26 protein-coding genes are annotated in these 26,257 nt (G+C 57.7%); 14 read left to right on the top strand and 12 right to left on the bottom strand.

Translation table 11 applies throughout. The features are described from left to right. Positions 1 to 20: 20 nt before the first annotated feature. The gene (locus ACL2XO_RS20045; protein ID WP_413725187.1) at positions 21 to 572 is read right to left on the bottom strand and encodes a glycine cleavage system transcriptional repressor; all 552 of its coding nucleotides are present in this window, start codon (positions 570 to 572) and stop codon (positions 21 to 23) included. 146 nt (positions 573 to 718) lie between these two features. On the opposite strand from ACL2XO_RS20045, the gene dapA reads away from it, so the two are divergent. The 5 genes from dapA to ACL2XO_RS20020 all read left to right on the top strand — a co-directional run bounded on the left by dapA (position 719) and on the right by ACL2XO_RS20020 (position 6,270). Further along, entirely contained in the window at positions 719 to 1,597 is an 879-nt protein-coding gene (gene dapA / locus ACL2XO_RS20040; protein WP_132926980.1) for a 4-hydroxy-tetrahydrodipicolinate synthase, read from the top strand. Positions 1,598 to 1,615: 18 nt separating this feature from the next. Beyond that, the gene (gene bamC, locus ACL2XO_RS20035; RefSeq protein ID WP_132926981.1) at positions 1,616 to 2,665 is read left to right on the top strand and encodes an outer membrane protein assembly factor BamC; all 1,050 of its coding nucleotides are present in this window, start codon (positions 1,616 to 1,618) and stop codon (positions 2,663 to 2,665) included. Positions 2,666 to 2,731: 66 nt separating this feature from the next. After that, positions 2,732 to 3,445 carry a phosphoribosylaminoimidazolesuccinocarboxamide synthase gene (purC, locus tag ACL2XO_RS20030; protein WP_203523651.1) on the top strand — a complete coding sequence of 238 codons (714 nt, stop codon included), beginning with the start codon at positions 2,732 to 2,734 and terminating at the stop codon, positions 3,443 to 3,445. 187 nt (positions 3,446 to 3,632) lie between these two features. Further along, on the top strand, positions 3,633 to 4,085 hold the full coding sequence (locus ACL2XO_RS20025; protein ID WP_132926985.1) for a DUF441 domain-containing protein: 453 nt from the start codon (positions 3,633 to 3,635) through the stop codon (positions 4,083 to 4,085). Positions 4,086 to 4,107: 22 nt separating this feature from the next. Beyond that, complete coding sequence (locus tag ACL2XO_RS20020; RefSeq protein WP_413741357.1) at positions 4,108 to 6,270, top strand: tRNA(Met) cytidine acetyltransferase TmcA; 2,163 nt, start codon at positions 4,108 to 4,110, stop codon at positions 6,268 to 6,270. A gap of 28 nt (positions 6,271 to 6,298) precedes the next feature. Here ACL2XO_RS20020 and ACL2XO_RS20015 read toward each other — a convergent pair whose 3' ends face one another. From ACL2XO_RS20015 to ACL2XO_RS20000, 4 genes are read right to left on the bottom strand one after another with little or no spacing between them, the layout of a single operon-like run. Continuing rightward, positions 6,299 to 6,484 carry a YpfN family protein gene (locus ACL2XO_RS20015; protein WP_132926988.1) on the bottom strand — a complete coding sequence of 62 codons (186 nt, stop codon included), beginning with the start codon at positions 6,482 to 6,484 and terminating at the stop codon, positions 6,299 to 6,301. A gap of 4 nt (positions 6,485 to 6,488) precedes the next feature. Then, a complete protein-coding gene (locus tag ACL2XO_RS20010; RefSeq protein ID WP_413741356.1) occupies positions 6,489 to 7,163 on the bottom strand; it encodes a M15 family metallopeptidase in 675 nt (224 codons plus the stop codon). Then, positions 7,160 to 8,287, bottom strand: a complete 1,128-nt coding sequence (dapE, locus tag ACL2XO_RS20005; protein WP_132926992.1) for a succinyl-diaminopimelate desuccinylase — start codon at positions 8,285 to 8,287, stop codon at positions 7,160 to 7,162. The genes ACL2XO_RS20010 and dapE overlap by 4 nt, the downstream gene beginning before the upstream one ends. 1 nt (position 8,288) lies before the next feature. After that, positions 8,289 to 8,666, bottom strand: coding sequence for an ArsC family reductase (locus ACL2XO_RS20000; protein ID WP_132926994.1), 378 nt, complete (start codon positions 8,664 to 8,666; stop codon positions 8,289 to 8,291). Between the two features lie 713 nt (positions 8,667 to 9,379). Between ACL2XO_RS20000 and ypfM the strand changes: the two genes are divergently transcribed. Beyond that, positions 9,380 to 9,439: a protein YpfM gene (gene ypfM, locus ACL2XO_RS19995; protein WP_132928056.1), complete on the top strand. Its 60-nt coding sequence runs from the start codon at positions 9,380 to 9,382 to the stop codon at positions 9,437 to 9,439. Positions 9,440 to 9,568: 129 nt separating this feature from the next. Here the strand turns inward: ypfM and acrD are convergent, their stop codons facing one another. Continuing rightward, positions 9,569 to 12,736: a multidrug efflux RND transporter permease AcrD gene (gene acrD, locus ACL2XO_RS19990; RefSeq protein WP_413741355.1), complete on the bottom strand. Its 3,168-nt coding sequence runs from the start codon at positions 12,734 to 12,736 to the stop codon at positions 9,569 to 9,571. Positions 12,737 to 13,041: 305 nt separating this feature from the next. Between acrD and nudK the strand changes: the two genes are divergently transcribed. Continuing rightward, positions 13,042 to 13,620 carry a GDP-mannose pyrophosphatase NudK gene (gene nudK, locus ACL2XO_RS19985; RefSeq protein ID WP_413741354.1) on the top strand — a complete coding sequence of 193 codons (579 nt, stop codon included), beginning with the start codon at positions 13,042 to 13,044 and terminating at the stop codon, positions 13,618 to 13,620. A gap of 250 nt (positions 13,621 to 13,870) precedes the next feature. Continuing rightward, positions 13,871 to 14,578, top strand: a complete 708-nt coding sequence (locus ACL2XO_RS19980) for a phage antirepressor KilAC domain-containing protein (RefSeq protein WP_413741353.1) — start codon at positions 13,871 to 13,873, stop codon at positions 14,576 to 14,578. A gap of 4 nt (positions 14,579 to 14,582) precedes the next feature. On the opposite strand, the gene tkt is transcribed toward ACL2XO_RS19980, so the two are convergent. The 5 genes from tkt to amiA form a co-directional block, all read right to left on the bottom strand. Further along, on the bottom strand, positions 14,583 to 16,577 hold the full coding sequence (tkt, locus tag ACL2XO_RS19975; protein ID WP_413725182.1) for a transketolase: 1,995 nt from the start codon (positions 16,575 to 16,577) through the stop codon (positions 14,583 to 14,585). A gap of 14 nt (positions 16,578 to 16,591) precedes the next feature. Beyond that, complete coding sequence (tal, locus tag ACL2XO_RS19970) at positions 16,592 to 17,542, bottom strand: transaldolase (RefSeq protein ID WP_132927002.1); 951 nt, start codon at positions 17,540 to 17,542, stop codon at positions 16,592 to 16,594. A gap of 146 nt (positions 17,543 to 17,688) precedes the next feature. Then, entirely contained in the window at positions 17,689 to 18,138 is a 450-nt protein-coding gene (locus tag ACL2XO_RS19965; protein WP_132927004.1) for a YaiI/YqxD family protein, read from the bottom strand. Beyond that, complete coding sequence (hemF, locus tag ACL2XO_RS19960) at positions 18,138 to 19,061, bottom strand: oxygen-dependent coproporphyrinogen oxidase (protein ID WP_413741352.1); 924 nt, start codon at positions 19,059 to 19,061, stop codon at positions 18,138 to 18,140. Before hemF ends, ACL2XO_RS19965 begins: the two co-directional genes overlap by 1 nt. 87 nt (positions 19,062 to 19,148) lie before the next feature. Further along, entirely contained in the window at positions 19,149 to 20,024 is an 876-nt protein-coding gene (gene amiA, locus ACL2XO_RS19955) for an N-acetylmuramoyl-L-alanine amidase AmiA (protein WP_132927008.1), read from the bottom strand. 341 nt (positions 20,025 to 20,365) lie between these two features. Here amiA and ACL2XO_RS19950 point away from each other — a divergent pair, with 341 nt between their 5' ends. Further along, positions 20,366 to 20,791: a GNAT family acetyltransferase gene (locus tag ACL2XO_RS19950; RefSeq protein ID WP_203523643.1), complete on the top strand. Its 426-nt coding sequence runs from the start codon at positions 20,366 to 20,368 to the stop codon at positions 20,789 to 20,791. 42 nt (positions 20,792 to 20,833) lie between these two features. On the opposite strand, the gene ACL2XO_RS19945 is transcribed toward ACL2XO_RS19950, so the two are convergent. Then, the gene (locus ACL2XO_RS19945) at positions 20,834 to 21,226 is read right to left on the bottom strand and encodes a YgiW/YdeI family stress tolerance OB fold protein (protein ID WP_413725180.1); all 393 of its coding nucleotides are present in this window, start codon (positions 21,224 to 21,226) and stop codon (positions 20,834 to 20,836) included. Positions 21,227 to 21,428: 202 nt separating this feature from the next. Here ACL2XO_RS19945 and ACL2XO_RS19940 point away from each other — a divergent pair, with 202 nt between their 5' ends. The 5 genes from ACL2XO_RS19940 to cysA all read left to right on the top strand — a co-directional run bounded on the left by ACL2XO_RS19940 (position 21,429) and on the right by cysA (position 26,224). Then, on the top strand, positions 21,429 to 22,019 hold the full coding sequence (locus ACL2XO_RS19940; RefSeq protein ID WP_132927014.1) for an RpoE-regulated lipoprotein: 591 nt from the start codon (positions 21,429 to 21,431) through the stop codon (positions 22,017 to 22,019). A gap of 389 nt (positions 22,020 to 22,408) precedes the next feature. Beyond that, positions 22,409 to 23,434: a sulfate ABC transporter substrate-binding protein gene (locus tag ACL2XO_RS19935; protein ID WP_413741351.1), complete on the top strand. Its 1,026-nt coding sequence runs from the start codon at positions 22,409 to 22,411 to the stop codon at positions 23,432 to 23,434. Then, positions 23,434 to 24,267 (top strand): sulfate/thiosulfate ABC transporter permease CysT, encoded by an 834-nt coding sequence (gene cysT, locus ACL2XO_RS19930; RefSeq protein WP_413726984.1) that lies wholly within the window; start codon positions 23,434 to 23,436, stop codon positions 24,265 to 24,267. Before ACL2XO_RS19935 ends, cysT begins: the two co-directional genes overlap by 1 nt. Then, the gene (cysW, locus tag ACL2XO_RS19925; protein ID WP_413725178.1) at positions 24,267 to 25,136 is read left to right on the top strand and encodes a sulfate/thiosulfate ABC transporter permease CysW; all 870 of its coding nucleotides are present in this window, start codon (positions 24,267 to 24,269) and stop codon (positions 25,134 to 25,136) included. The genes cysT and cysW overlap by 1 nt, the downstream gene beginning before the upstream one ends. After that, positions 25,133 to 26,224 carry a sulfate/thiosulfate ABC transporter ATP-binding protein CysA gene (gene cysA / locus ACL2XO_RS19920; protein WP_203523639.1) on the top strand — a complete coding sequence of 364 codons (1,092 nt, stop codon included), beginning with the start codon at positions 25,133 to 25,135 and terminating at the stop codon, positions 26,222 to 26,224. Before cysW ends, cysA begins: the two co-directional genes overlap by 4 nt. Positions 26,225 to 26,257: the final 33 nt, after the last annotated feature.

The raw sequence follows: 26,257 nt of genomic DNA, 5'->3' as shown, positions 1-26,257 counted from the left end.
TGCAATACTCCATCTATCTATTAATTCTTTGGATGATTCACAACACTAATACTGCCTTGCGCATTCAGTTCTGTACAGAGTTGATGAAACGTATCTTCGATCTCTCCCACCGGCCGATCCGACGAGCCATGGGCGGTAATCTGGATATAAAGCCGCGGCGGATGTTCACCCTGAGCCGGCTGCGTTTTGGAAACCAGCTCGGCGATATTCATATGATGGCTGTCGAACAAATCGGTAAAACGCTCAATCAGGTGGGGGGAATCCTCCACTTCCACCTTAACCCAGACCGTGGTGGGCGTCTCTTTTTGTTCACTGGCGACGGTTCGTTTCATCACGATAAGCAAATCCAGGTCGACACCCTGGAGGGGCAGGGTGGATTCGATAAGCGTGATGGCGTTCCAACTGCCGGATAACAACATGATCAGCGTGAATTCTTCCCCCAGCATGGCGAGGCGGCTATCTTCAATATTACAGCCACACCCGCTGACATGCCGGGTGATGGTATTGACAATACCGGGACGGTCGGTGCCCAGCGCGGTGATGACCAGATAATGTTGTTGTTGCTGCGGCAAAATTGCGCTTCCTGTCCAGCGAGATGTGATTTACATGGTAACCCTAAAAAAAACCTGCTGCCAAGGGCTTACATGACCGATGTTTGCTTGCTTTTGGATAGGTGACAAAAGTACCATGAATAACCTGTTTGTGGAGGGGATGGTCAATGTTTACGGGAAGCATAGTTGCACTGGTTACACCAATGGATGACAAGGGTGCCGTCGATTGGGCGAGTTTAAAAAAATTAATCGATTATCATGTCGCCAGCGGAACGTCGGCGATAGTCTCCGTCGGCACCACCGGCGAGTCATCCACCCTGAGCCACGATGAGCATGGCGAAGTGGTGATGCGGACCTTGGAACTGAGCGACGGCCGCATCCCGGTGATCGCCGGCACCGGCGCCAATTCAACCTCGGAAGCGATTTGCCTGACGCAGCGTTTTAACAACAGCGGCGTGGTGGGATGCCTGACGGTGACGCCTTATTACAACAAACCGACCCAGGAAGGCCTGTTCCAGCATTTCAAGGCGATCGCCGAACACACAGACTTGCCGCAAATCCTGTATAATGTGCCGTCGCGTACCGGTTGTGATATGTTGCCGCCCACGATTGCGCGTTTGTCCAAAATTAAAAATATCGTCGCGGTAAAAGAAGCCACGGGGAACTTAAACCGTGTCAGCCAGATCCAAGAGCTGGTTGATGATGATTTTATCCTGCTCAGCGGGGACGATTCCACTGGGCTGGACTTCATGCAACTGGGCGGCAGGGGCGTGATTTCCGTCACGGCGAACGTCGCCGCCCGCGAAATGGCGCAAATGTGCGCGCTGGCGGCGCAGGGCAATTTTCTTGAAGCGCGCCGGTTGAATCAGCGCCTGATGCCGTTGCATCAGAAATTATTTATAGAATCCAACCCAATTCCCGTTAAGTGGGCCTGTAAAGCATTGGGATTAATGGCAACCGATACGTTACGTTTGCCGATGACGCCGCTGACCGAGAATGATAGCCGTGTTGTTGAACAAGCGTTAACGGATGCCGGTTTGCTGTAACTCTGTTAGGGAGAATTGATGGCTTATTCATTACAAAAGTCGGTGGTGGCAAAAGTGGTGGGCGCGTCGTTGTTCATGCTGCTTGCGGCCTGTACCAGCGATCAGCGTTATAAACGTCAGGTAAACGGCAATGAAGATTACCTGCAGGCACCGGCACTTAGCGCGCTTAACAGTCCATCCGGTATGATTCTGCCCGTTGAGAACGGGGATTACGAAGTACCCCCCGGATCGCTGAAAGGCCAGGTAGGCAAGGAACTGGATGTCCGGCCGCCGGCGCAGCCATTGGCTTTGTTGGACGGTTCCCGTTCGCAGTATAGCGGCGATACCGCGGTCATCCAGATTGAAAACAGCGCTCAGGCCCGGGATTTGTGGTCGCGGGTCGTGGGTGTGGTGCAAAGCAAGGGCTACACCATCGCCTCCCGCCAGGACGCCGACCAGACATTAAACACCGATTGGGTGCAATGGTCCCGTGCCGACGAGGATGTGCAATATCGCGGCCGCTACCAGGTGAGCCTGCGTACCGAGGGTTATCAAACCTCGCTGATGGTTAAGTCACTGGCGCTTGAACAGCAAAACAACCCGGTGGCGGCGCCGGCCATGGTCCAGCGTTACACCGTGTCGATGCTGAACAGCGTGGCGCAGGGGCTCGAACAGCTCAACGAGGATCAGGACAAGAGCCGGATATCCGGCCAGACCGCCGATTTAAGCGTTGAAAGCGGGGCGGATGACTCCGGTCTGCCGCTGCTGGTGGTGCGCTCATCCTATGCGGTGGTGTGGCAGCATCTGCCGTCGGCGCTGGATAAGATCGGCATGAAGGTGAAGGATACCAGCCGTCCGCTGGGGACCATCTCCGTCACCTATGATTCTCCGAGCAGCGGTACCTGGGATGACCTGGGCGCCAAAGACCCCGGCCTGGTTAACGGCGATTACAAGCTGCAGGTGGGAGATCTGGGCAACCGCAGCACCCTGCAGTTTACCGATCCCAAAGGCCATACCCTCACCCAGTCGCAAAACGACGCCCTGGTGCAGGTATTCCAGGCGGCTCTCAGCAAGTCGTCTACCCACTAATCCAAAAAAGGGGCCGGCGCCCCTTTTTTTATCGTTAAGCGTTATTTGCAATTGGAGTGAATCAAGATGCAAAAGTTAGCTGAGTTGTATCGCGGAAAGGCGAAAACGGTCTATACCACCCAGGATCCGGATTTGCTGATTTTAGAATTCCGCAATGATACGTCAGCATTGGATGGCCAACGTATTGAACAATTCGAGCGTAAGGGCTTGGTTAATAATAAATTCAACTATTTTATCATGACCAAACTCGCCGAAGCCGGTATTCCCACGCAAATGGTCCGCCTGTTGTCGGATACCGAGGTACTGGTTAAAAAATTATCCATGATTCCGGTAGAGTGCGTCGTGCGCAACCGCGCGGCCGGATCCCTGGTGAAACGTCTGGGCATCAAAGAAGGCGAGATCCTCAATCCGCCGCTGTTCGATATGTTTTTGAAGAACGACGCCATGCACGATCCGATGATTAACGAATCTTACTGCGCCACCTTCGGCTGGGCGAGCGAAGCGCATCTGGCCCGTATGAAGCAGTTGACCTATCAGGCCAATGACGTTTTAAGCAAGATTTTTGACGATGCGGGCCTGATCCTGGTGGATTTCAAGCTGGAATTCGGTTTGTTCCAGGGCGAGGTGGTGCTCGGTGATGAATTCTCACCGGACGGCAGCCGTTTGTGGGATAAAGCCACTCTCAATAAGATGGACAAGGATCGTTTCCGTCAAAGTCTGGGCGGCGTGATTGAAGCCTATGAGGAAGTCGCACACCGTATCGGCGTTGAACTGGACTGACACGCAATCGTTTCCCTCTACCTCTGTGAGGCGGCGTAATGGTACCGCCGGCGCGTTGAGCCCCGCGCTCCCCCGGCGTGTACCGGCATAAACAGACCCGCCGGCGGGCGGGAGAGCAAGAGTGACGGGCCGTTGCCGCCGCGCTGGCGGCGTTTTGCCCTGAATGATAATCCGGGATGAAATTCTCATGACTTTTTTGGATCCGACGCTACTGATTTTACTGGCGCTGGCGGCACTGGGCATTATCAGCCATAACAACACCGTCACGGTGGCCATCCTGTTCTTGCTTATCGTTCGTCTGACCCCGTTGAGCCATTTTTTTCCCTGGGTGGAAAAGCAGGGACTGACCCTCGGTATTATCATCCTGACCATCGGTGTTATGGCCCCCATAGCCAGCGGCACGATTTCCGCCAGCAGCGTCATGCACTCTTTTTTGCATTGGAAATCCCTGCTGGCCATTTTGATCGGGGTGCTGGTTTCCTGGCTGGGCGGCCGCGGTGTTTCCCTGATGTCGAGCCAGCCTTCGGTGGTGGCCGGCCTGCTGGTGGGCACGGTACTTGGGGTGGCGCTGCTGCGCGGCGTGCCGGTAGGCCCGTTGATTGCCGCCGGTCTTTTGTCATTAGTGATTGGCAAACATTGATATGCCCGGCCTGTCGCCTGCTATGGCGGACTGGTTGGCCGAGACCGCGGCATCCATGCGCCGTTCCGGCATCCGGCGGCTGCTGGTATTAAGCGGCGACCCGCTTTGGAGCGCTTCGCTGGTCCGCGAGCTGCGCCTGCTGTTGCCCGGCGATTGGCTTTGGGTTGGCCGGGCGGAAGACGGCGCCGGTATCACGACTACCCCGGCCGCCATTAAATCCCTGCTGGGACGCGAGTTTCAGCATGGGGTCTTCGACGCCCGCACCGGTCTGGCGGCGGACGCCCTGGCGGCCTTGGCCGGGATGCTCACCGCCGGCAGCTGGCTGGTTTTGCTCACCCCCCCCTGGGATGACTGGCCCTTGCTGCCCGACCGGGATTCCCTGCGCTGGAGCGAACAGCCCGAGCCTATCGCCACCCCTTCATTTATTCATCATTTCCAGCACAGCCTGCAGCACTGCCATGAAACGGCGCTGTTTAGGCAGCATCAAACCCCCTCGCTGCCGGTGTGGGCGGCGCGGCCCCGGTGGCAGCCGCCCAAGGGTGGACCGACGGTTGAACAACAAGCCCTGCTGGAACGGCTCCTGGCGGCGCAGAGCGGCATTTATGTGTTGACCGCCCCGCGCGGGCGCGGCAAATCCACCCTGGCCGGCATGCTGGCGGCCGGGACCAAGGCACACTGTTGGGTGGCGGCCCCGGCCAGGCAGGCCGCCGATGTGCTGGCGCAATACGCGGCGAACCGGGCCAGGTTTTTCTCGCCCGACGCGCTGCTGGAGCACTGCCGCACCCATCCGGCCGCGGACTGGCTGCTGGTGGATGAGGCCGCCGCCATTCCTCTGCCGTTATTGCGGCAGCTGATAAGCTATTTTCCACGGGTCTTGCTGACCACCACGGTACAGGGCTACGAAGGCACCGGCCGCGGGTTTCTGCTGAAGTTCTGCGCCTCGCTGCCGCAGTGGCACAGTCTGACACTACAACAGCCGCTGCGCTGGGCCGCCGCCGATCCGTTGGAATCCTGGCTGGCGGAGGCGCTGCTGCTGGATCCCGTTTCATCCGGCGGCGGCGGCAACCCTCGCTTATCGTGCAACCCGCCGGACTCCGCCGGACCTGTGCCCATCCCGGCTCCGCAGGAACCTGGTGGCGTCGAGCCGGCGCAAGATCCGTCACTACATCATCATGGCGACGAGCCGGCGCAAGACCGTTCAGCCGGATATTATGGCGGCGCGCCGTCTTTTAGCGAGCCGGGGCAGGAGAGCTGGGAGCGGCATCCGCAGGCCCTGAGGGCGTTTTACGATTTGCTTACCGGCGCCCACTACCGCACCTCGCCGCTGGATCTGCGCCGCCTGATGGATGCTCCCGGCCAGCATTTTATTGTCGCACGTAGCCAGGATGCAGTGATTGGCGGGCTATGGACGGTGGACGAGGGCGGTTTAACGCCCGAGATGGCCCATGAGGTTTGGGCGGGACGACGTCGCCCGCCGGGCAATCTGGTGGCGCAGTCCCTGGCGGCTCATGGCGGCATCCGGACCGCGGCGCAGCTGCTATCCCGCCGGGTAAGCCGGATCGCGGTGGCCGCCGCTCACCGTCGCCGGGGCGTGGGGCGGGAATTATTGCGCCAGGCGCGTATGCGGGCGGCGGAAGACGGCCTGGATTTCCTGTCGGTGAGTTTCGGCCTCACCGATGAGTTGCGGCAATTCTGGCAGGCGTCCGGATTTAGGTTAGTCCATATCGGATCCCGTCTTGAGGCCAGCAGCGGATGCTACAGCGCCATGGCGCTGCTGCCCCTCAGCGCCGCCGGGCAGCGAATGACGCAGCGGGCAGAGGTGAGATTCGCCCGGGCACAGAGGCTATCGACTGATGATGGCGGATGGGAACTGGATGATGGCGACTGGCGGGATCTGGCCGGTTTTGCCTTTGCCCACCGGCCGCCGGAAGCCTGCCGGGCCGCGTTGCTGCGTCTGCTGCGGCTCTCCCCGCTGCCGCTGCCGGCCCTGCGCGGCGAGTTGGAGCAGCGGCTCGGCGACGCCGAGATGGTGGCCCGCATCGGCGTTACCGGCAAAAAGGCGTTATTGATCCGCCGGCGGGAGGAAACCGCGGCGGCGCTGCTGTCGCTGGATGAAAAAGCCTGCGGCATCTGGCGACGGGTAAGTGAACCCGGCGGCTACCTGGCAGACGTAAGCGATATCTAAAGGGTCCTGGTGGTTCCCCGGCCGGCGACTATTTCTTTTTCGGCCAGTCATCGTCCTCATCCCATTTGGCGTTATTGTCCCGATGGGGCGGCAACTCCGGCTTGTCTTTAAGGTAGCGCTTGACATCCACCCGGCGCAGTTCCTTGATGCCGGAGATCAGCATGCCCGCCAGCAGGATCAAGATGATCCACCAATATTTCGCCAACCATTCCATGATATTACTCCTTATCGACATTGCCGATATAACGGCGAAAAATGGCCGGTAACTGCGGAAGAATCCACGTTGACCCCGCCACTTCATACTCTTTCCATGACGCCGACACAATGTCCGGCGTTAACAAGCATTCGGCCTGGCAGGCCAGCGGACGATAACTCAGATGCCAGGGTTCTATGGCGACACCGCCGCGATCGCGGGCGTAAGGACGATAAAAACCATAGTCCGCCATATGTTCGGTTAACCACTCGGTCAACGGGGCGAAATAGCCCCCGGGCTGATACTCCGCCGGGGTCAATTGCAATGCGCGGCCGGCGGGCAGCAGATCGGAATCGTAAACGTCAACGTCGCTGCCCCAATGGTGGCGGCTGGTGCCGGGCAGGGCCGACCAGCGCAATATGGCTTCACAACGCTCCGGTACGCTCAGGCTTTGACTGTCCAGCGGACGGCTCTCTTTATCTAATAATGGTCGCCGACCGTGAAATTTTCCATTCCAGATAGCCAATTGCCGGTCAAAATCGCGAAAACTGCTGGCGGGCCGCAGATTGAATCCCTGCAATCTGCCGGCCTGCCGCAGGCCGTTAAACGCGGCCGCGGCCTCCGATTGCAGACGATGCCCCTCGGAAAGGAGGATCACATGCCGGTCGGTTTGGCCGGTAAGCATATCCGGGGTCATCATAGGACCAGTTGCTCCATAATGCGCTGATACATTCGGCTCAGCAATTGCAGGTCGGCGGCGCTGACGCACTCATTCACTTTATGGATGGTGGCGTTCACCGGCCCCAGCTCCACCACCTGGGCGCCCAGGCGGGCAATAAATCTGCCGTCCGACGTGCCGCCGGTGGTTTCCAGGGAAGGGGTGAATTCCTGGTAATGCTCCACCGCGTTGACCACCGCCTCCACCAGTTCGCCGCGGGCGGTAAGAAAAGGCTGGCCGGATAACCACCAGTCAAGGCTGTAGCGCAGGCCGTGGCGCTGCAGCAATGCCTCCACCTGGGATCGGATTTGTCCGTCGGTCAGCTCGGTGCTGAAGCGGAAATTAAACTGCACCTTGAGCTCACCGGGGATCACGTTATTGCTGCCGCTGCCGGCCTGGATATTGGCAATCTGCATCGTGGTGGGGGGGAAAAACGCATTGCCCCGATCCCAGACGGTGGATACCAGTTCATTCAGCGCCGGTATGGCGCGATGCACCGGATTATCCGCCAATTGCGGATAGGCCACATGGCCCTGGATACCCTGGACCACCAGATTGGCGGTCAGGGAACCGCGCCGGCCGTTTTTCACGATATCCCCGACATGCCGGTGGCTTGAAGGTTCTCCCACCAGGCAATAATCCAGATGTTCTCCGCGCGCCATCAGCGCTTCCACCACCTTTACCGTGCCATTGACGGCGGTGCTTTCCTCATCGGAGGTGACAAGAAACGCCAGCCGTCCCCGATGATCCGGATGCTGGGCGACAAAGCGCTCGGCGGCCACGGTCATGGCGGCCAGCGAACCTTTCATATCGGCGGCGCCCCGGCCGTATAGCATACCGTCGCGAAGGGCGGGTTCGAAGGGAGGCGTAAACCAGTGCTCCCCGTTGCCGCCCGGAACCACGTCGGTATGGCCGGCAAAGGCCAGGGTCCGCCCCTCGCCGCGCCAGGCCCAAAAGTTCAGGGTATCGCCGAACGGCATCGGCTCAACGGTGAAACCGGCAGCCTGAAGACGGGATATCAGCAGCGCCTGGCAGCCCGCATCGTCGGGACTCAGGGAAGGCCGCCTGATAAGCTGTTGGGTTAATTCCAGAACCGGACAGGCCATATTACACCCCCCGGCCGGTAAATTTCTGATACTCCGCCGGGTCAAAACCCACCAGCAGGGCGCCGTCCTGCCGCTGCAAAACCGGACGTTTGATAATGGCCGGCTGGCTTAACATCAATGCCAGCGCCCCGGCGGCATCTTCGGCCTGCCTGCGCTGCTCCTCGCCGAGCTTGCGCCAGGTGGTGCCGCGGGTATTCAGCAGCACTCGCCAGTCGGTCCGCCGGATAAAGCCCTGCAGCAGTTCGCCGGTTACGCCGTCGGCCCGGTAATCATGAAACCGGTAGGGAAGCTGCGCCTCGTCGAGCCAGCGTCGGGCCTTTTTCATCGTATCGCAGTTTTTGATTCCGTAGATCGTTAATGAGACATCTTGCTCATGCATGGGGAAAGGCTACCTTTATCAGAATGACCTTCATAATGCGTGAAAACGGAGTATGAATCCAGACAAGGGTAAACCTCTCGGCTTTGGACGGTCAATGGGGAGACGTCTTTCCCAGGACAATAGCCTTCCGCTCATTGTCATAACCAGGGTTTTAAACTGATTTAATTCCTACATCAGGCATAATCCCGCTAATGACCTTATTAAATATAATGATATTTTCGACCAGGGGGCCGGTGGTGTTATTAATCAGGTAATAAAAAGGAAGGGGTATATAATTGTCGCTTTTCGCATAAATCGGCCGCTGCGGCAATCGGAAGAGGAAATAACTTTCATTAATGCTGTGTATTGTTAATAAAAACGCGTAAATTTGGCATTCGATTAGGAATATTAATAAAACCGCCTTAGGGCAAATGCCTGAGATTTATCGGGCCAATGTAGACACTCCCGCTGTTTTTTATCGGGAAAGGCGGTGCCAGGCCCGGCAGATACGCGCTGACGCTGACCGGCCAATGGGGTTTGCGGCAGCATAGTCTTAACCCGTAGTGATATGTTCTGTAACCTGGATGATGAAAATGCATCAGGATAGTGCATTAATTCTAATATGCAAATTCGTTTTGTGAAGCAGCTCGAGAAATATACTAAAATTATCCCGGCGGCTCTTCTCTTTTCACGGCGTATTTGTATAATAAGCGCACAAGAACAGAGAGGCAGGTATGATTGATACAGAGTTAGGTAACTGGAAAGATTTTATTGAAGCAATGTTACGCAAGTAAACATATGCCGAAAACAAGGCCCCAATTTTATATTTATGTAATTTTGAACACCTTGAAAATAACATCTCTAGAATAAAGGCCGCCCCATCGGAGCGGCCTTTATCATTTCTACGTCCACGCCTTTTCAGCTTACGGCTCCGGATGCTCGCTGCTTTCCGTTAACAGCTGAATGTTTGACTCGGGATGCGGCTGCGTATGGGACGGGAAGCGCCGGCGAATCAAAACGAAAAACAGCGGGATAAACACGATGGCCAGGATGGTGGCGGAAAGCATGCCGCCGATAACCCCGGTCCCCACCGCGTGCTGGCTGCCGGACCCCGCGCCGGTGCTGAGCGCCATCGGCATGACCCCGAAGACAAAAGCCATCGAGGTCATCAGGATGGGTCTTAGGCGCATGCGCGAAGCGTGCAGCGTTGCTTCCACCAGCCCCTGGCCTCTGATATGCAGCTCATTGGCGAACTCGACAATCAATATGGCGTTTTTCGCCGACAGGCCGATAACGGTGAGTAATCCCACCTGGAAATAAACATCGTTTTCCAGACCGCGCAGCCAGGTGGCCAGCAGCGCGCCGATTACCCCCAACGGCACCACCAGCATGACCGAGAAAGGAATGGACCAGCTTTCATACAGCGCCGCCAGGCTCAGAAATACCACCAGCAGGGAGATGGCGTACAGCGCCGGCGCCTGCGAGCCGGAGAGGCGTTCCTGGTAGGACATTGCCGTCCACTCCAGTCCAAAGCCGGTGGGCAATTGCGCCACCAGTTTTTCCATCAGATCCATCGCCGTACCGTTACTGACGCCCGCGGCGGCCTCACCGACGATTTCCAGCGAGGAGAGGCCGTTATAGCGTTCCAGACGAGGTGAACCATATTCCCAATGCGAGGTGGCAAAGGCGGAAAAGGGCACCATGGTGCCGCTGCCGTTGCGGACATACCAGTGGTTGATATCGCCGGGCAACATCCGGTATTCCGCCGCCGCCTGCACATAAACGCGTTTGATACGCCCACGATCGATAAAGTCATTAACGTAGGTCGACCCCCAGGCGGTTTGCAGCGTGTCGTTAATATCATCAATGGAAACGCCCAATGTCTGCGCTTTGCGCTGATCGATATCGATTTGCAGCTGCGGGCTGTCATCCAGACCGTTATGCCGCATACGGGTAAGCAGAGGCGAGGCGTTGGCCTTGGCCAGCAGCTCATCCCGAGCCGCCATCAGCTGAGCGTGCCCCAGGCCGGCATGATCTTCCAGTTCCATATCAAAGCCGGCGGCATTGCCCAGACCGGAGATGGCCGGCGGGTTGTTGGCCAGCACCTGGGCTTCCGGGATTTTGGCGAAGGCCTTGGTGGCCCGTTCGATGATGGCGGCGGCGGAGCGCGTCGAACTGCTGGCCCGCTCATCCCAGGGTTTTAGCCGGATAAACATCCGCGCGACGTTTTGTCCGTTGCCCCCAGGCGCGGTGCCGATAGTGGAATATACCGACAGGACGTTGTCCTTTTCCTTGGTCAGGAAATACTGTTCTACCTTGCCCACCACTTTTAACGTCTGTTGCTGGGTGGCCTGGGTGGGAAGCTGCACCTGGGCCATTAATACCCCGAGGTCTTCCGTGGGCAGAAACGAGGTGGGCAGGTGCAGGAACAGCAGCACCATGCCGCCGAGCAAAAGGGCATACAGCAGCAGCCAGCGGGCGCTGCGCTGGAGGATATTGGTAACGCCGCGCTGGTAACGGTTGGCCCCTTTGTCGAACCAGCGGTTAAACCAGCCGAAGAAGCCCTTCTTCTCGTGGTGATCCTCTTTTTTCACCGGTTTTAGCAGCGTGGCGCACAGGGCGGGAGTTAAAATCAGGGCCACCAAAACCGAGAGCACCATCGCCGAGACGATGGTCACGGAGAATTGCCGGTAAATCGCCCCGGTGGTGCCGCCGAAAAACGCCATGGGCACAAACACCGCCGACAGCACCAAGGCGATCCCCACCAGGGCGCCCTGGATTTGTCCCATGGATTTTCGGGTGGCGTCCCGCGGCGATAAATGTTCCTCGTTCATTACCCGTTCCACGTTTTCCACTACCACGATGGCATCGTCCACCAGCAGGCCGATGGCCAATACCACGGCGAACATGGTCAGGGTATTGATGGTAAAACCGAAGGAGGCCAGTATGGCAAAGGTGCCCAGCAGCACCACCGGCACGGCGATGGTGGGAATTAACGTGGCGCGGAAATTCTGCAGGAACAGGTACATGACCAGGAATACCAGCAGAATGGCTTCCAGCAAGGTCTTCACCACATCTTCAATGGAGGCGGTGACGAAGGGGGCGGTTTCATAGGCGATTTCGGCTTTCAAACCGCGTGGAAAGTAGGGAGCCAGCTCCGCCAGCCGCTTTTTGACATTGACGTTGGTTTCCAGCTCATTGGCGCCGGAGGCCAGTTTCACCCCCATGCCGGCGGCGGGCATGCCGTTATAGGTACTGAGGTAATCGTAGTTTTCCGAGCCCAGCTCGATATCCGCCACCTGGCCAAGGGTAACCACCGAACCGTCGCTGTTAACCCTAAGGGTAATGGCGCGAAACTGCTCCGGGGTCTGTAACTGCGACTGGGCGTTTATGGTGGCGTTCAGCGCCTGCTTGTCCACCGATGGCGTACCGCCGAGCTGACCCACCGCCACCTGGCTGTTTTGCGACTCGATGGCCGTCACGACATCGTCGGTAGTGAGTTGAAAACTGTTTAGCTTGTCCGGATTTAGCCAGATACGCATGGAGAATTGCGAACCGTAGGCATCGATTTCGCCCACGCCGTTGACCCGGCTAAGGGGTTCCTGCAGATGGCTCACCATATAGTCCGCAATATCGGCTTTGTTCATGGAGCCGTCGGTGGACACAAACGCTATCATCATCAGGTTGCTGTCGCCGGTTTTGGTGACGGTAATCCCCTGGGTCTGAACCGCCTGGGGCAAGCGGTGCTGCGCAACCTGCAGTTGGTTTTGCACTTCCTGCATGGCTTCGTTGGGATTGGTCCCCGCCTCAAACGTCAGCGTGGTGGTGGCCTGTCCGGAGTTACTGCTTTGGGACGCCATATAAAGCAAATTATCCAGGCCCGTCATATTTTGTTCGATAATTTGCGTGACGGTATTTTCCAGCGTCTTGGCGGAAGCACCGGGATATTTGGAGGTGATGCGGATGGTGGGGGGCGTCAATTTGGGATATTGCTCGATCGGCAGCGTAAAAATGGCCAATGTACCGGTTAAACAGACAATGATTGCCAAAACCCAGGCGAAAATCGGGCGATCAATAAAAAAGTTAGCCATTCAATCTAAACCTCAAGGCGACTGGTCTGTTATTGTGAGGCGACATGCATGCGAGGCGCCATCGCCGTAGTACTTTACGCGTTAGTACGTGAGAAAACGTGGAGAAAAAAAGGAGATAGTGTAAAAAAGTGATCAACGCACATTATCTTCCTTCGTCACTAATACCCGCCCGGTAAAGCCATTATTTCTTATATTACTCAACCCGGTTGATGATTTTTGCCGTGAATCGCTCCCGTCTATGCTGGACATTGAGTTATGATCCCGATCACACTTACATCGCATTCTGTCGGATTATAGAGGGCGCTATGCCGTTAAATATTAAAATACTGGAAAATAAGTTGTTATCCGATCACTGGTTCGTCCTGCGCAAATTGGTATTCAGCCTGCAAAAAAAAGACGGCACCGCCGTACAGCAGATGCGCGAAGTCTATGACCGGGGCAATGGCGCCACTATTTTGTTGTATAACAGCCTGAAAAATACGCTGGTGCTGATTCGGCAATTCCGTATGCCTACCTATATGAACGGCAATCCCACCGGGATGCTGCTGGAAACCTGCGCCGGTTTGCTGGATGACGATTCGCCGGAAGAGTGCATCCGGCGCGAGGCGGTAGAAGAAACCGGTTACGCCGTGGGTAAAGTGGAGAAATTGTTCTCCGCCTATATGTCTCCCGGAGGCGTAACCGAAATTGTGCATTTCTTCGCCGCTGAATATGACGAGTCCAGCCGCGATAATGAGGGCGGCGGCATTGAGGACGAGGATATTGAGGTGGTGGAATTGACCTTTGGCGAAGCCCTGGCAATGGTGCGGGACGGACGCATCCGGGACGGAAAAACCATCATGCTGTTGCAGCATGCCCAATTAAAAGGGTGGTTAAAGGCATAAATCAGCGTCCCGTTGGGATTATTGTCTGACTGATGATTGGGTAAATCGCTATCAATACCTTGTTCAAACAGGATCAAACCTGTGCGTTATAGCCCGTAAAGCCCTCGGTGCCTGCGCTTGGCACCCATGGACAATGCACAGGGATTACCTGAACATGTAACGTAGTGCTGGATAAATACACAGTAGTGTTGTATATTTAATCAACTCCCTATGAGGAGCTGTAGCTTTCCGACACTAAGTGGTGAACGAGATGAAGATATCCGCAGCGGGTTTTGAAACCCTTCATCAAACGGTCTCGATGAGCAGCCGTGAACTGGCCGACTTGACCGGGACCCCTCATGGCGAAGTGACGCGCCTGATCAAAAGCCTGGAAACCAGCCGGCGATTCCCCCAGCCGTTATGTACATCGGACTATCAGCGGGAGGGGAAAATCCGTCAGGAATATCAGTTGAACAAGAGGGATTCGCTGATGGTCATCGCGCGTTTGTCCCCGGCCTTCACGCCGTTGGTCCTCGACCGCTGGCATGAACGGGAGTTGCAGCACGACCTGCCCGATTTTACCAATCCGGCGCTGGCCGCCCGTGCCTGGGCCGAGGAGTATGAGCGGCGCCAGGCCCTGGAAAGGCGTGTGGCCCTCATCGCGCCGAAAGCGGATTTTTTTGATCGCTATGTCGTGGTGGAAGAGGCTATGGGCTTTCGCCAGGTTTGCAAGCTGCTGAAGGTCAAAGAGGCGGATTTTCGGCGGTTCCTGCTGGAGCGCCAAATCATGTACCGCCTAGGCGGCGTGCTGACCCCTCATCGGCAGCACCTGGATGCCGGACGTTTTGAAGTCCATACCGGCACCAGTGAAAGCCGCCATCCCTTTTCCCAGACGCGCTTCACCGTAAAGGGGGTGAAGTGGATAGCCGGCCTGTGGGCCGAGTATCTGGCTGAAAGCTTGCGGGGCGCGGTGGCATAGCGCCTTAATGCAGCAGGGAGCGGGCTTTTTCCATGACATTCTCAATGGTAAAGCCAAACGCTTCAAACAGCGCCTCGGCCGGTGCCGATTCGCCGAACGTGGTCATACCGACGATGGCCCCCTTCAATCCCACATATTTATACCAGTAATCGGCGATACCGGCTTCAATGGCCAGCCGCGCCGATACCGCACCCGGCAGCACCGCTTCGCGATATGCCGCATCCTGCAGGTCGAATACATCGGTGGAGGGCAGCGATACCACTCGCACCTTCCGGCCTTCCTTACTCAGCTTTTCCCAGGCGGATACCGCCAGTTCGACTTCCGAACCGGTGGCGATGATAATCAGCTCAGGGGCGCCGTCGGCATCTTTGAGGATATAGCCGCCGCGGGCGATATCCGACAGCTGCTGCGGCGTACGTTCCTGCTGGGCCAGATTCTGCCGGGAAAGAATCAGCGCGGTGGGGCCGTTATGGCGCTGAACGGCCTGCTGCCAGGACACCGCGGTTTCCACTTGATCGCAGGGCCGCCAGGTGCTCATGTTCGGCGTCAGACGCAGACTGGCCAGTTGTTCCACCGGCTGATGGGTTGGGCCGTCCTCCCCCAGGCCGATAGAGTCATGGGTATAGACCATAATCTGCCGTGCTTTCATCAGGGCCGCCATACGCACCGCGTTGCGGGCGTACTCCACGAACATCAGGAAGGTGGCGGTATAAGGCACGAAGCCGCCATGATGGGCGATACCGTTGGCGATGGCGGTCATGCCGAACTCGCGCACGCCGTAGTGGATATAGTTGCCCGCCGGATCCTCCGCCAGGGGAACCGACTTCGACCAAATAGTCAGATTGCTGGGGGCGAGATCGGCAGAACCGCCCAACAGCTCCGGCAGCAGCGGACCGTATGCTTCCAGGGCGTTTTGCGATGCCTTGCGGCTGGCTATCTTGGCCGGGTTGGCCTGTAGCTTTTCGATATAGGCTTGGCTTTGCCGCTGCCAGTCATCGGGCAGTCGACCCTCGGTGCGGCGCTTGAACTGCGCCGCCAGCTCCGGGTAGGCCTGTTCGTAGGCGGCGAATTTTTCGTTCCAGGCGGCCTCGCGGGCGGCGCCGGCGGCTTTGGCGTCCCAGGCGTCGTAAATTTCCTGCGGGATAACAAACGGCGGCGAGGTCCAGCCCAAATGCCGGCGGGTGGCGGCTACTTCGTCGTTACCCAGCGCCGCACCGTGGGCGCCATGGGTACCGGCCTTGTTCGGCGAGCCGAAGGCGATAACGGTTTTGCACATCAGCAGCGAGGGTTTGTCGGTAACGGCCTTGGCCTGTTCAATGGCGCTCTTTACCGCGTCGCTGTCATGGCCGTCCACGCCGCGCACCACGTGCCAGCCGTAGGCTTCAAACCGTTTGGCGGTATCGTCGGTGAACCAGCCCTCCACGTGGCCGTCAATGGAAATGCCGTTGTCGTCGTAGAACGCCACCAGCTTGCCCAGTTTCATGGTGCCGGCCAGAGAGGAAACCTCGTGGGAGATCCCCTCCATCATGCAGCCGTCACCGAGAAAGACATAGGTATAATGATCGACGATGTCGTGGCCCGGACGGTTGAACTGCGCCGCCAGGGTACGTTCGCCGATGGCGATACCCACCGCGTTGGCGATGCCCTGCCCCAGGGGGCCGGTGGTGGTTTCAACGCCATCGGTGTAGCCGTATTCCGGATGGCCCGGCGTTTTGGAGTGCAGCTGGCGGAAGTTTTGCAGTTCGGACATCGGCAGGTTATAGCCGGTAAGATGCAGCAGGCTGTAAAGCAGCATCGAGCCATGGCCGTTGGAGAGGATGAAACGATCCCGGTCCATCCATTTCGGATTGGCGGGATTGTGCTGCAGAAAGTCTCGCCAGAGGACTTCGGCGATATCGGCCATGCCCATCGGCGCGCCGGGGTGGCCGGAATTGGCTTTTTGCACCGCATCCATGCTTAATGCCCGGATGGCGTTGGCCAGTACTTTACGTGTAGTCATACAGGCTCCGCGAATTAGAGTTTTGCCGAGAGGAGATCTTCCAGGCTCTGCTGATCTACCGCAAATTGACGGATGCCTTCGGCCAATTTGTCCACCGCCATCGGATCCTGGTTGTGTTCCCAGCGGAACTCGGGTTCGGACAGCGGCGCCGGCTGATGCAGCCCGGTGGTGGACGGCGTGAGCTTGCGTTCTACCGGCAGGTCGCTTTTGTGCAACTCTTCCAGCAGCGCCGGGGAAATGGTTAAACGGTCACAGCCGGCCAGCGCCAGGATTTGTTCGGTTTTACGGAAGCTGGCGCCCATGATCACCGTTTGGTAGCGATGCTGTTTATAATATTCATAGATGGCACGCACCGATTTTACGCCCGGATCCTGTTCAACATCGTAGGGGTCCAGGGGTTTGCGCTGATTATACCAATCATAGATGCGGCCGACGAAGGGGGAGATAAGATAAACCCCGGCTTCAGCGCAGGCTCGGGCCTGGGCGAAGGAGAACAGCAGGGTGAGGTTGCAGTTGATGCCTTCGCGCTCCAGCTCTTCCGCCGCTTTGATGCCTTCCCAGGTGGACGCCAGCTTAATCAGGATGCGGGATTTATCGATCCCCTGTTCATGGTATAGGCCTACCAGCTTGCGGGCTTTGGCGACGCACATGCCGCGATCGAACGATAACCGGGCATCCACTTCGGTGGAGACTCGCCCCGGCACGCTTTTCAGGATCTCCACGCCGATATTCACCGCTAACTTGTCGCTGGCATTGATAATTTGGGTTTCCCGTGTGCCGCCCTGCTTGCGGGCATAGGCCAGCGCGTCTTCAAACAGCGGCTGATAGGCGGTAAGGCTGGCGGCTTTGAGGATCAATGACGGATTGGTGGTGGCGTCCTGCGGGGTGTAATGGCGGATCGAATCAATATCGCCGCTGTCGGCCACAACGGTGGTGAATTGTTTTAGCGCTTCTAGCTGATTCATTCTCAACTCCATGAAGGAAGAAATGGTACATCTTGTTGAAGGAAGAGTTAACTTAAGGATAACACTGCCTCAACAAGACGGAGAATGAAATGCGCTTTTTCTGATTATTTTGATGGTTGAAACCGATGGCGGGTCGCTTATAACGATCATCCCCTTGACTGCTGCAGGTAGCGATCCAATTCCCGGGCGAATTCCTGGCGTTCCCGCTGGCTGAGGGGCGGGGGCCCGCCGGTCTGGATGCCGCTGGCGCGCAGGGTGTCCATAAAGTCGCGCATGGTGAGGCGTTCACGGATGGTTTCGGGCCGGTAGCGTTCTCCCCTGGGAGTGAGCGCCACCGCGCCTTTCCCCATCACCTCCGCCGCCAGCGGGATATCGCTGGTGATCACCAGATCGCCCACGCCGACGCGTCGGACGATTTCATTGTCCGCTACGTCAAACCCGGCGCCTACGCGCAGGGTGCGGATAAAGGGTGACGGCGGTACCGCCAGCGTCTGGTTGGCCACCAGCGTGGTCTGGATGGACTCGCGCTGTGCGGCGCGAAACAAGATTTCTTTGATGACTTTGGGGCAAGCATCGGCGTCAACCCAAATAGCCATTAGTTCCCCCTCTGTGACAGCCAATCGCGCGCCGGTAAAAAATCCCGGTACAGTGCGGCTTCCGGGCTCTCCGGCTCCGGATGGTAATCGTACTGCCAGCGCGCCAGCGGCGGCATGGACATCAAGATAGACTCGGTACGTCCGCCGGATTGTAGTCCAAAGAGAGTACCGCGATCCCATACCAGATTGAATTCAACGTAACGTCCGCGCCGGTAGAGTTGGAACTGCCGTTCCCGCTCGCCCCAGGGCAAATGCCGGCGCCGTTGAACGATGGGCAGGTAAGCGTCGAGATAACCTTCTCCGACGGCGCGGGCAAAGGCATATGTCCGGGAAAAATCCGGTTGGTTCAGATCGTCGAAGAAGAGTCCGCCGATACCGCGCGCTTCATTGCGGTGCTTGAGGAAAAAATAGCTGTCGCACCAGGCTTTATAGCGGGCATACACTTCTTCGCCGAAGGGGGCGCAGAGATCCCGGGCGGTGCGGTGCCAGTGTTCCGCGTCTTCGCGAAAGCCGTAAAACGGCGTCAGGTCAAAACCGCCGCCGAACCACCAGACGGGGGGCGCATCGGGCTTTTCGGCCATAAAAAAACGAACATTGGCATGGCTGGCGGGGACATAGGGATTAAGGGGATGGACCACCAGCGAAACCCCCAGCGCCTGGAAAGCCCGTCCGGCCAGCTCGGGACGGTGGGCGGTGGCGGAGGCGGGCAGCGTTGCTCCGGACACGTGGGAAAAGTTGACGCCGGCCTGTTCGAACACGCTGCCCCCGGTCAAAACGCGGCTGCGTCCGCCGCCGCCTTCCTCCCGCCGCCAGATGTCCTCTTTGAACGCCGCGCCGCCGTCCTCGCCGCTCAGGGCGGCGCAAATCCGGTCTTGTAAAGCAAGCAGATAATCTTTGATATGCTCAATATCGGGTTGATTCATTCAACTCACTCATGGTTGATGGCGCGCCGTTATAAACGGTATCCAGTATAACCTTCCGCCGGGGCCATGCCTAATGGGTAACGCCGGTCAACCTCCGCTATTACTGGTGAAATGGCGTTCATGAGCGTCGTAATAGTCAAAAAAATCCATTATTCCTTTGCTGATGGCTAGGGCGATACGATCCTGAAAATCAGTGGTTTCCAGCAACTGCTCTTCCCGATGGTTGGTAATAAAAGACGTTTCCACCAGCACCGAGGGTATCGACGCGGATTTGAGCACGGCGAAAGCCGCCTGTTCGGTATGCTGGCTGTGCAGCTGGTGGACCGGGCGGATATGGTTGAGCAGATGGCGGCCCAGCGTCAGGCTGTTTTTGATGGTGTCGGTTTGCACCAGATCGAACAGGACCTGCTGTAGGTAATTATCCTGTTGTTTGTATTTTGCCCCCGCCACGTCGTCGGCGGCATTTTCCCGATTGGAAAGGTAGGCGGCCATGGCGCTGCTGGCGCCGCGGTTGGACAGGGCAAAAACCGATGCGCCGGCTGCGGAAGCGTCGGTAAAGCCATCGGCATGGATGGAGACAAAAAGATCCGCCCGGTGTTCCTGCGCCAGTTCGACCCGTCGAAATAAGGGAATGAACTCGTCTTGTTCACGGGTCAGTCTGGTTTGAATATGAGGCTGCATCGCCAGGTTGGCCCGAACCTTATTGGCAATGCGTAATACCACGTGTTTTTCCTCGATACCCAGATGGCCGATTGCGCCGGGGTCGATGCCGCCGTGGCCGGGATCTATCATGACGCAGCGGGGCCTGCCGGCGTCTTTCCGCTGAGGCTGGCCGGTGCGCAGCAGGCCGTCCGCCGCCATGACCGAACGGTTAGCCATGGCGAACATGGCCAGGCCGGACAGCAATAGCCGACGGCGGCTCTGTAGAACAGTAAGCAGGGATTCGCGATGATTTTTGTTCATTACCATAATAATGAGGGATAGTTCACTGAAAACAGGCTGGAAATGTTAGGGTATAACATAGTCCCGCGAAAGGAGCGACAAAGGAACTATGTCCATCTATTGCCCGGTCGCTTTAATTGCCCCGGCGGTAAACGGTCTAGCGCGGGATAATGTTATTTGCCTTTATGGGAAATAACGTGATATTCAATTTATACCCGTCATACTTCAAGTTGCAGGCGCGTTGGCAATACTCGGCTCCACCATGGGCCTCGCCCCTTCGGGGCCGCTGCGTCGCCGCCTTCCTGCTACTCGAATTATTAAGGGTATAGTAAGTTTATTATCTGAGATGACGGCGGTCAGCTATGGAAATCCGTGTATTTCGCCAAGACGATTTTGAAGAAGTGATTACGCTGTGGGAACGCTGTGATTTATTGCGCCCCTGGAACGATCCGGAAATGGATATTGAACGGAAATTGAATTACGATCCCGATTTGTTTATGGTCGCCGAAGTGGCGGGAGAAGTAGTGGGGTCCGTCATGGGCGGCTACGACGGCCATCGCGGTTCAGCTTATTATCTCGGCGTACATCCGGATTTTCGCGGGCGCGGTATTGCCAATGCGCTCATCAGCCGTTTGGAGAAAAAACTTATCGCCCGCGGTTGCCCGAAAATCCAGCTGATGGTGCGGGAGGATAACGAAGCGGTGATTGGTATGTATGAAAAGCTGGACTACGAATTGGTGGACAGCGTGACGCTGGGCAAGCGGTTGATTGTGGATCAGGAATATTAATTAATTGGGGGCCGCAGTGCTGCGGGCCCCGGCGGGATAACATTATTGTTTCAGAATTCGCCCCACGTTGATATGGGTTCCGTGGCGATCTTTCAACAGGCGTCCGCTGATGCTGACCAGATCTTTGGGCGTGATTTCCTGGCCGTTCCATTTATCCCCTTTAATTTCCAGGAGAACGGTACCGGTGGCGTCGCGGAAAAAATATTTATCATTGCCGATCTTTTTTTCGATATGACCATCCAGCGTAACCCAGGCATTTGTCTTCATTCGTTTGGCCGAAGCGATGCTGGTGTGCCTGGCGTCCACGGTTCCCCGATAGCCGCTTTCCTGCTTATTCGGCGGCGGAGGCGGTTCATCGCCGCGAAAGCCGCCGGATTGCGCCAATGCCGGCAGTCCAAAGAACGCAATCAGCGCGGCCATAGCCCATTTTTTCATCCCGTATCCTCTCTTTGTCTCAGCCAGGTTAAGCATGGCACAGCGGGCAAGGTTTGCGAGTTTTCAGGAAAAACTTTGGGTAAATCAGACATTAACGCACCGCCGGCGCCGCATGTGAAATTATGGCACTTTTTGGCCCCGGCGGTATCCAATGGCGGTGCGTGGAAATCCATGCCGTCTTTGCCGTTTTTAAGGAGAAAATATGAAGCAGTTACGCCCGTTAGTCATCGGGCTACCCATCCTGTTGGCCGGTTGTTCTACCCTATCCGACTTCTCATGGTCGAGCCTGTCGCCGTTTAACTGGTTCGGCAGCGCGGTCACCGTTAAGGACAGCGGGGTGGGGGGCATCAACGCCGGCACCGCGCTGGACCAGCAGGCGCTGAATAAAGCGTTGAACAACGATTACCGTTTGCGCAACGGTATGGAAACCCATAACGGCGGTATCCGGTCGTTTTACCAGGCGGTAAAGGACAACGAGGTGAAACTGACGGTATACGGTTCTTCCGCCGGCCGGGTTGAACGGGTGGTGGTGGCGGATAAGACCGTGCCCACCGAATGGGGCGTCAAGATCGGCGACCGTTTCAGTTCGCTCTACAGTAAAGCCTTCGGCGCCTGCCGCAAGGGCACGGATGAGGATCAGGACGGCGTGGTCTGCGCCGCGCAGCAAAGCGCGCACGTGAGCTATGTCTTTACCGGCAACTGGCACGGACCCGATTCGCTGATGCCTGCCGACGACACCCTGAAAGACTGGCAGATAAGCAAAATCGTCTGGCAGGCTAACGCCGCGCAATAATAAATGGCGCCACCGGAACGGTGGCGCCAGATTGCTGACAAACATACTCGGAGTCAATAAGGCGGGACAGGCCACCAGAGAGGGTAGCCGTAATCGCGCGGATCGAGCCTACAAGGAAGTATTTACGGCGTGTTTAGGATCCGGCGGTTTGCCCCGACCGAGCACTTTGTCAACAAGCTCGCCTTCATTGATTATGTGCCCTTAAACGCCGCCGCTTTACCCCGATAACGGACACGCCGTTTGTCATATTTTTGCACCATCCGGGGGCTTATAGCTTTTCATGCTGCCAAAGCACAAAAGGATATATAAAACCGTTACAGGTTATACCCCAGTTATAAATAAACTAACCCTCCAAGACCCTATCCGCATCACTCCGACTAAGGCATAGAATGAATCGAACGCTGTTTACAGGCCGTGCAATAAAGGGCGGTATCGCGGCACTATTGCTGGCTTGTGTTCCGGCGCAGTCCACCGAGCTGCTTAACAGCTCCTATGACGTGGCGCGGGAGCTGTTCGTGGCGCTGAACCCGCCGTTCGAGCAGCAATGGCAAAAGGAACATCCGGGGGATACGCTGACCATCAAGCAATCCCATGCCGGATCGTCCAAACAGGCGCTGGCTATCCTGCAGGGATTAAGGGCCGATGTGGTCACCTATAACCAGGTTACCGACGTGCAGATTTTGCACGATCGCGGCAACCTGATCCCCGCCGACTGGCAAAGCCGTTTGCCCCACAACAGCTCTCCTTTCTACTCCACCATGGGTTTTCTGGTGCGCAAGGGCAATCCGAAAAACATTCATGACTGGAGCGATCTGGCGCGCGGGGATGTGAAGCTGGTGTTCCCGAATCCGAAGACCTCCGGCAACGGCCGGTACGCTTATCTCGGGGCCTGGGGCGCCGCCAATCTGGCGGACGGCGGCGATGCGGCGAAAACCCGCGCCTGGATGCAGAAATTCCTCGCCAATGTCGAAGTATTCGATACCGGCGGCCGAGGCGCCACCACCACCTTTGCCGAGCGCAACCAGGGCGATGTGCTGATTTCCTTTGAGTCGGAAGTGAACAATATCCGCCATCAGTACGGTGACGACAAGTACGAGGTCATTATCCCCAAGACCAATATCCTGGCGGAGTTCCCGGTGGCGTGGGTGGATAAGAATGTTGAGAAAAACGGCACCGAACAGGCCGCCAAGGAGTATCTGAACTATCTCTACAGCCCGGCGGCGCAGCGGATCATCTCCAGTTTCTATTATCGGGTCAACGACCCGGCCATCATGGCGGCCGCCAAGGACAAATTCCCCGATGTGAAGCTTTTCCGGGTGGAAGATCAGTTCGGCGGCTGGCCGCAGGTGATGAAGACCCACTTTGGCGACGGCGGCGAGCTGGATAGCCTGATCGCGGCAGGGCACCGGCAATGATATTGTCCATGCCCGGCAAACGCGTGCTGCCCGGCTTCGGTCTGAGCCTGGGCAGCAGTCTGCTGTTTGTCTGCCTGATTATATTACTGCCGCTGAGCGCGCTGGTGATGCAGCTGGCGCAAATGACCTGGCAGCAATACTGGCAGGTGATAACCGGTCCGCAGCTGGTTGCCGCCTATAAGGTGACGCTGCTTTCCGCCGGCGTCGCCGCGCTGTTTAACGCGCTGTTCGGCATGTTGATGGCCTGGATCCTCACCCGCTATGAGTTTCCGGGGCGACGGCTGCTGGACGGATTGATTGATTTGCCCTTTGCCCTGCCCACCGCGGTGGCCGGCCTGACCCTGGCGACGCTGTTTTCCACCACCGGCTGGTATGGCGCCTGGCTGGCGCAGTTCGGCATTAAAGTGTCCTACACCTGGCTCGGTATCGCCGTGGCCATGGCGTTCACCAGTATCCCGTTTGTGGTGCGCACCGTACAGCCGGTACTGGAAGAACTGGGACCGGAATACGAAGAGGCGGCGGAAACCCTCGGGGCCGGCCGCTGGCAGTCCTTTCGCCGGGTGGTGTTGCCTGAAGTGGCGCCGGCGCTGCTGGCCGGGACCGCCCTCTCATTTACCCGCAGCCTGGGGGAATTCGGCGCGGTGATCTTTATCGCCGGCAATATTGCCTGGAAGACGGAAGTCACCTCGCTGATGATTTTCATTCGTCTGCAGGAATTCGATTATCCCGCCGCCAGCGCCGTGGCGTCGGTGATATTGGCCGCGTCGCTTTTCCTGCTGTTCGGCATCAACGTATTACAGTCACGCTTTGGCCGACGCCTGGGAGGACACTGATGGCCGATATGCCCGTCTTCAACGGCGCTGTGCGCGCCCGCACCAATTGGGCCAAGTGGGCCTTGATAGGCACCGGCGTGGTGATTTCGCTGCTGATACTGGTGATTCCGCTGGGCTTTATCTTTATCTCCGCCCTGGGGGACGGGCTGGTGGCGGTGTGGAAGAATCTGCGTGACGCGGACATGCTGCACGCTATTTGGCTGACGGTATTGATAGCCTTGATTTGCGTACCGGTGAATATCCTGTTCGGCACGCTGCTGGCCTGGCTGGTGACCCGTTTTAACTTTCGCGGCCGGCAATTGCTGCTGACCCTGCTGGATATTCCCTTTGCGGTATCGCCGGTGGTGGCCGGCTTGCTGTGCCTGCTGTTTTACGGTGTCAACGGCCCTCTTGGCGGCTGGCTGGAGAATCATAATATCCAGCTGATGTTTTCATGGCCGGGCATGGTATTGGTCACCATCTTCGTGACCTGCCCCTTTATGGTACGTGAACTGGTGCCGGTGATGCTTAGCCAGGGCAGCGAGGAGGATGAAGCGGCGATCCTGCTGGGGGCGTCCGGCTGGCAAATGTTCCGCCGCGTCACGCTGCCCAATATCCGCTGGGCGCTGTTGTACGGCGTGGTTTTGACCAATGCCCGCACCATTGGCGAATTCGGGGCGGTGGCGGTGGTATCGGGTTCCATTCGCGGCGAAACCTATACTTTGCCGCTGCAGATTGAATTGCTGCATCAGGATTACAACACCGTGGGGGCGTTTACCGCCGCCGCGCTGCTGACGCTGATGGCAATGGTGACGTTATTCCTCAAGAGCGGCATGCAGTGGCGCCTGGCGCGCCAGCAGGCCCATCTTAAACAGGAGGATCCTCAATGAGTATCGAGATTGATCACATCAGCAAATATTTCGACAGCACCAAAGTGCTGAACGACATCTCCCTTGATATCTCCACCGGCGAAATGGTGGCGCTGCTGGGGCCGTCGGGTTCCGGCAAGACCACTTTATTGCGCATCATTGCCGGGCTTGAGCATCATAACAGCGGTTACCTGCGCTTCGGCGGCCGGGACGTCAGCCATATTCACGCCCGGGATCGCAAGGTGGGATTTGTTTTCCAGCACTATGCGCTGTTCCGCCATATGACCGTCGCCGACAATATCGCCTTCGGCCTGACCGTCCTGCCGCGGCGCGAACGCCCTAATGGCGCCGCCATCAGGCAAAAAGTGGCCCGGCTGCTGGAGATGGTGCAACTGGGCCATTTGGCCAATCGCTACCCCTCGCAGCTCTCCGGCGGGCAAAAACAACGGGTCGCCCTGGCGCGCGCGCTGGCGGTGGAGCCGGAGATGTTGTTGCTGGACGAACCTTTCGGCGCGCTGGATGCCCAGGTGCGCAAAGAGCTGCGCCGCTGGCTGCGCCAATTGCACGACGATCTGAAATTCACCAGCGTTTTTGTAACCCACGATCAGGAAGAAGCCATGGAAGTGGCGGATCGGGTGGTGGTGATGAGCCAGGGCAATATCGAGCAGGTGGGTACGCCGGCGGAAGTATGGCGCGAACCTGCCAGCCGGTTTGTGCTGGAGTTCATGGGAGAGGTGAACCGCCTTGACGGGGAGATCCGCGGGTCGCAAATCCATGTGGGCGGCTACCACTGGCCGTTGTCCTATACGCCGGCATACCAGGGCAAAATAGACCTGTTCCTGCGCCCCTGGGAGATGGAAATCAGCTCGCAGCCCGGTGAACACTGCCAACTGCCGGTAGTGGTGAGCGATATCAGCCCCCGCGGCCATTACTGGCAGCTGATTGTCCAGCCGGCGGGCTGGCATCATGAGCCCCTGAGCGTGGTATTGCCGCTGGCCGGCACCATGCCGCCGCACAGAGGCGAACGTTATTATCTGAGCGGCCGGAACGCCCGTCTGTACGTCGGCGATAAGGCCCTGCAATCCATGGCGCTGGCCGAAAGCGCCTGACGGGGGCCGCGCCATCGGGACCGGTTTTATTTT

The sequence above is a fragment of the Sodalis sp. RH15 genome (assembly GCF_047324255.1).
In the GTDB taxonomy this organism is placed as follows: Bacteria; Pseudomonadota; Gammaproteobacteria; order Enterobacterales; family Enterobacteriaceae; genus Acerihabitans; species Acerihabitans ligni.
The sequence above is the reverse complement of the archived record's forward strand: the minus strand, read 5'-3'. Positions and strand labels throughout refer to the sequence as shown.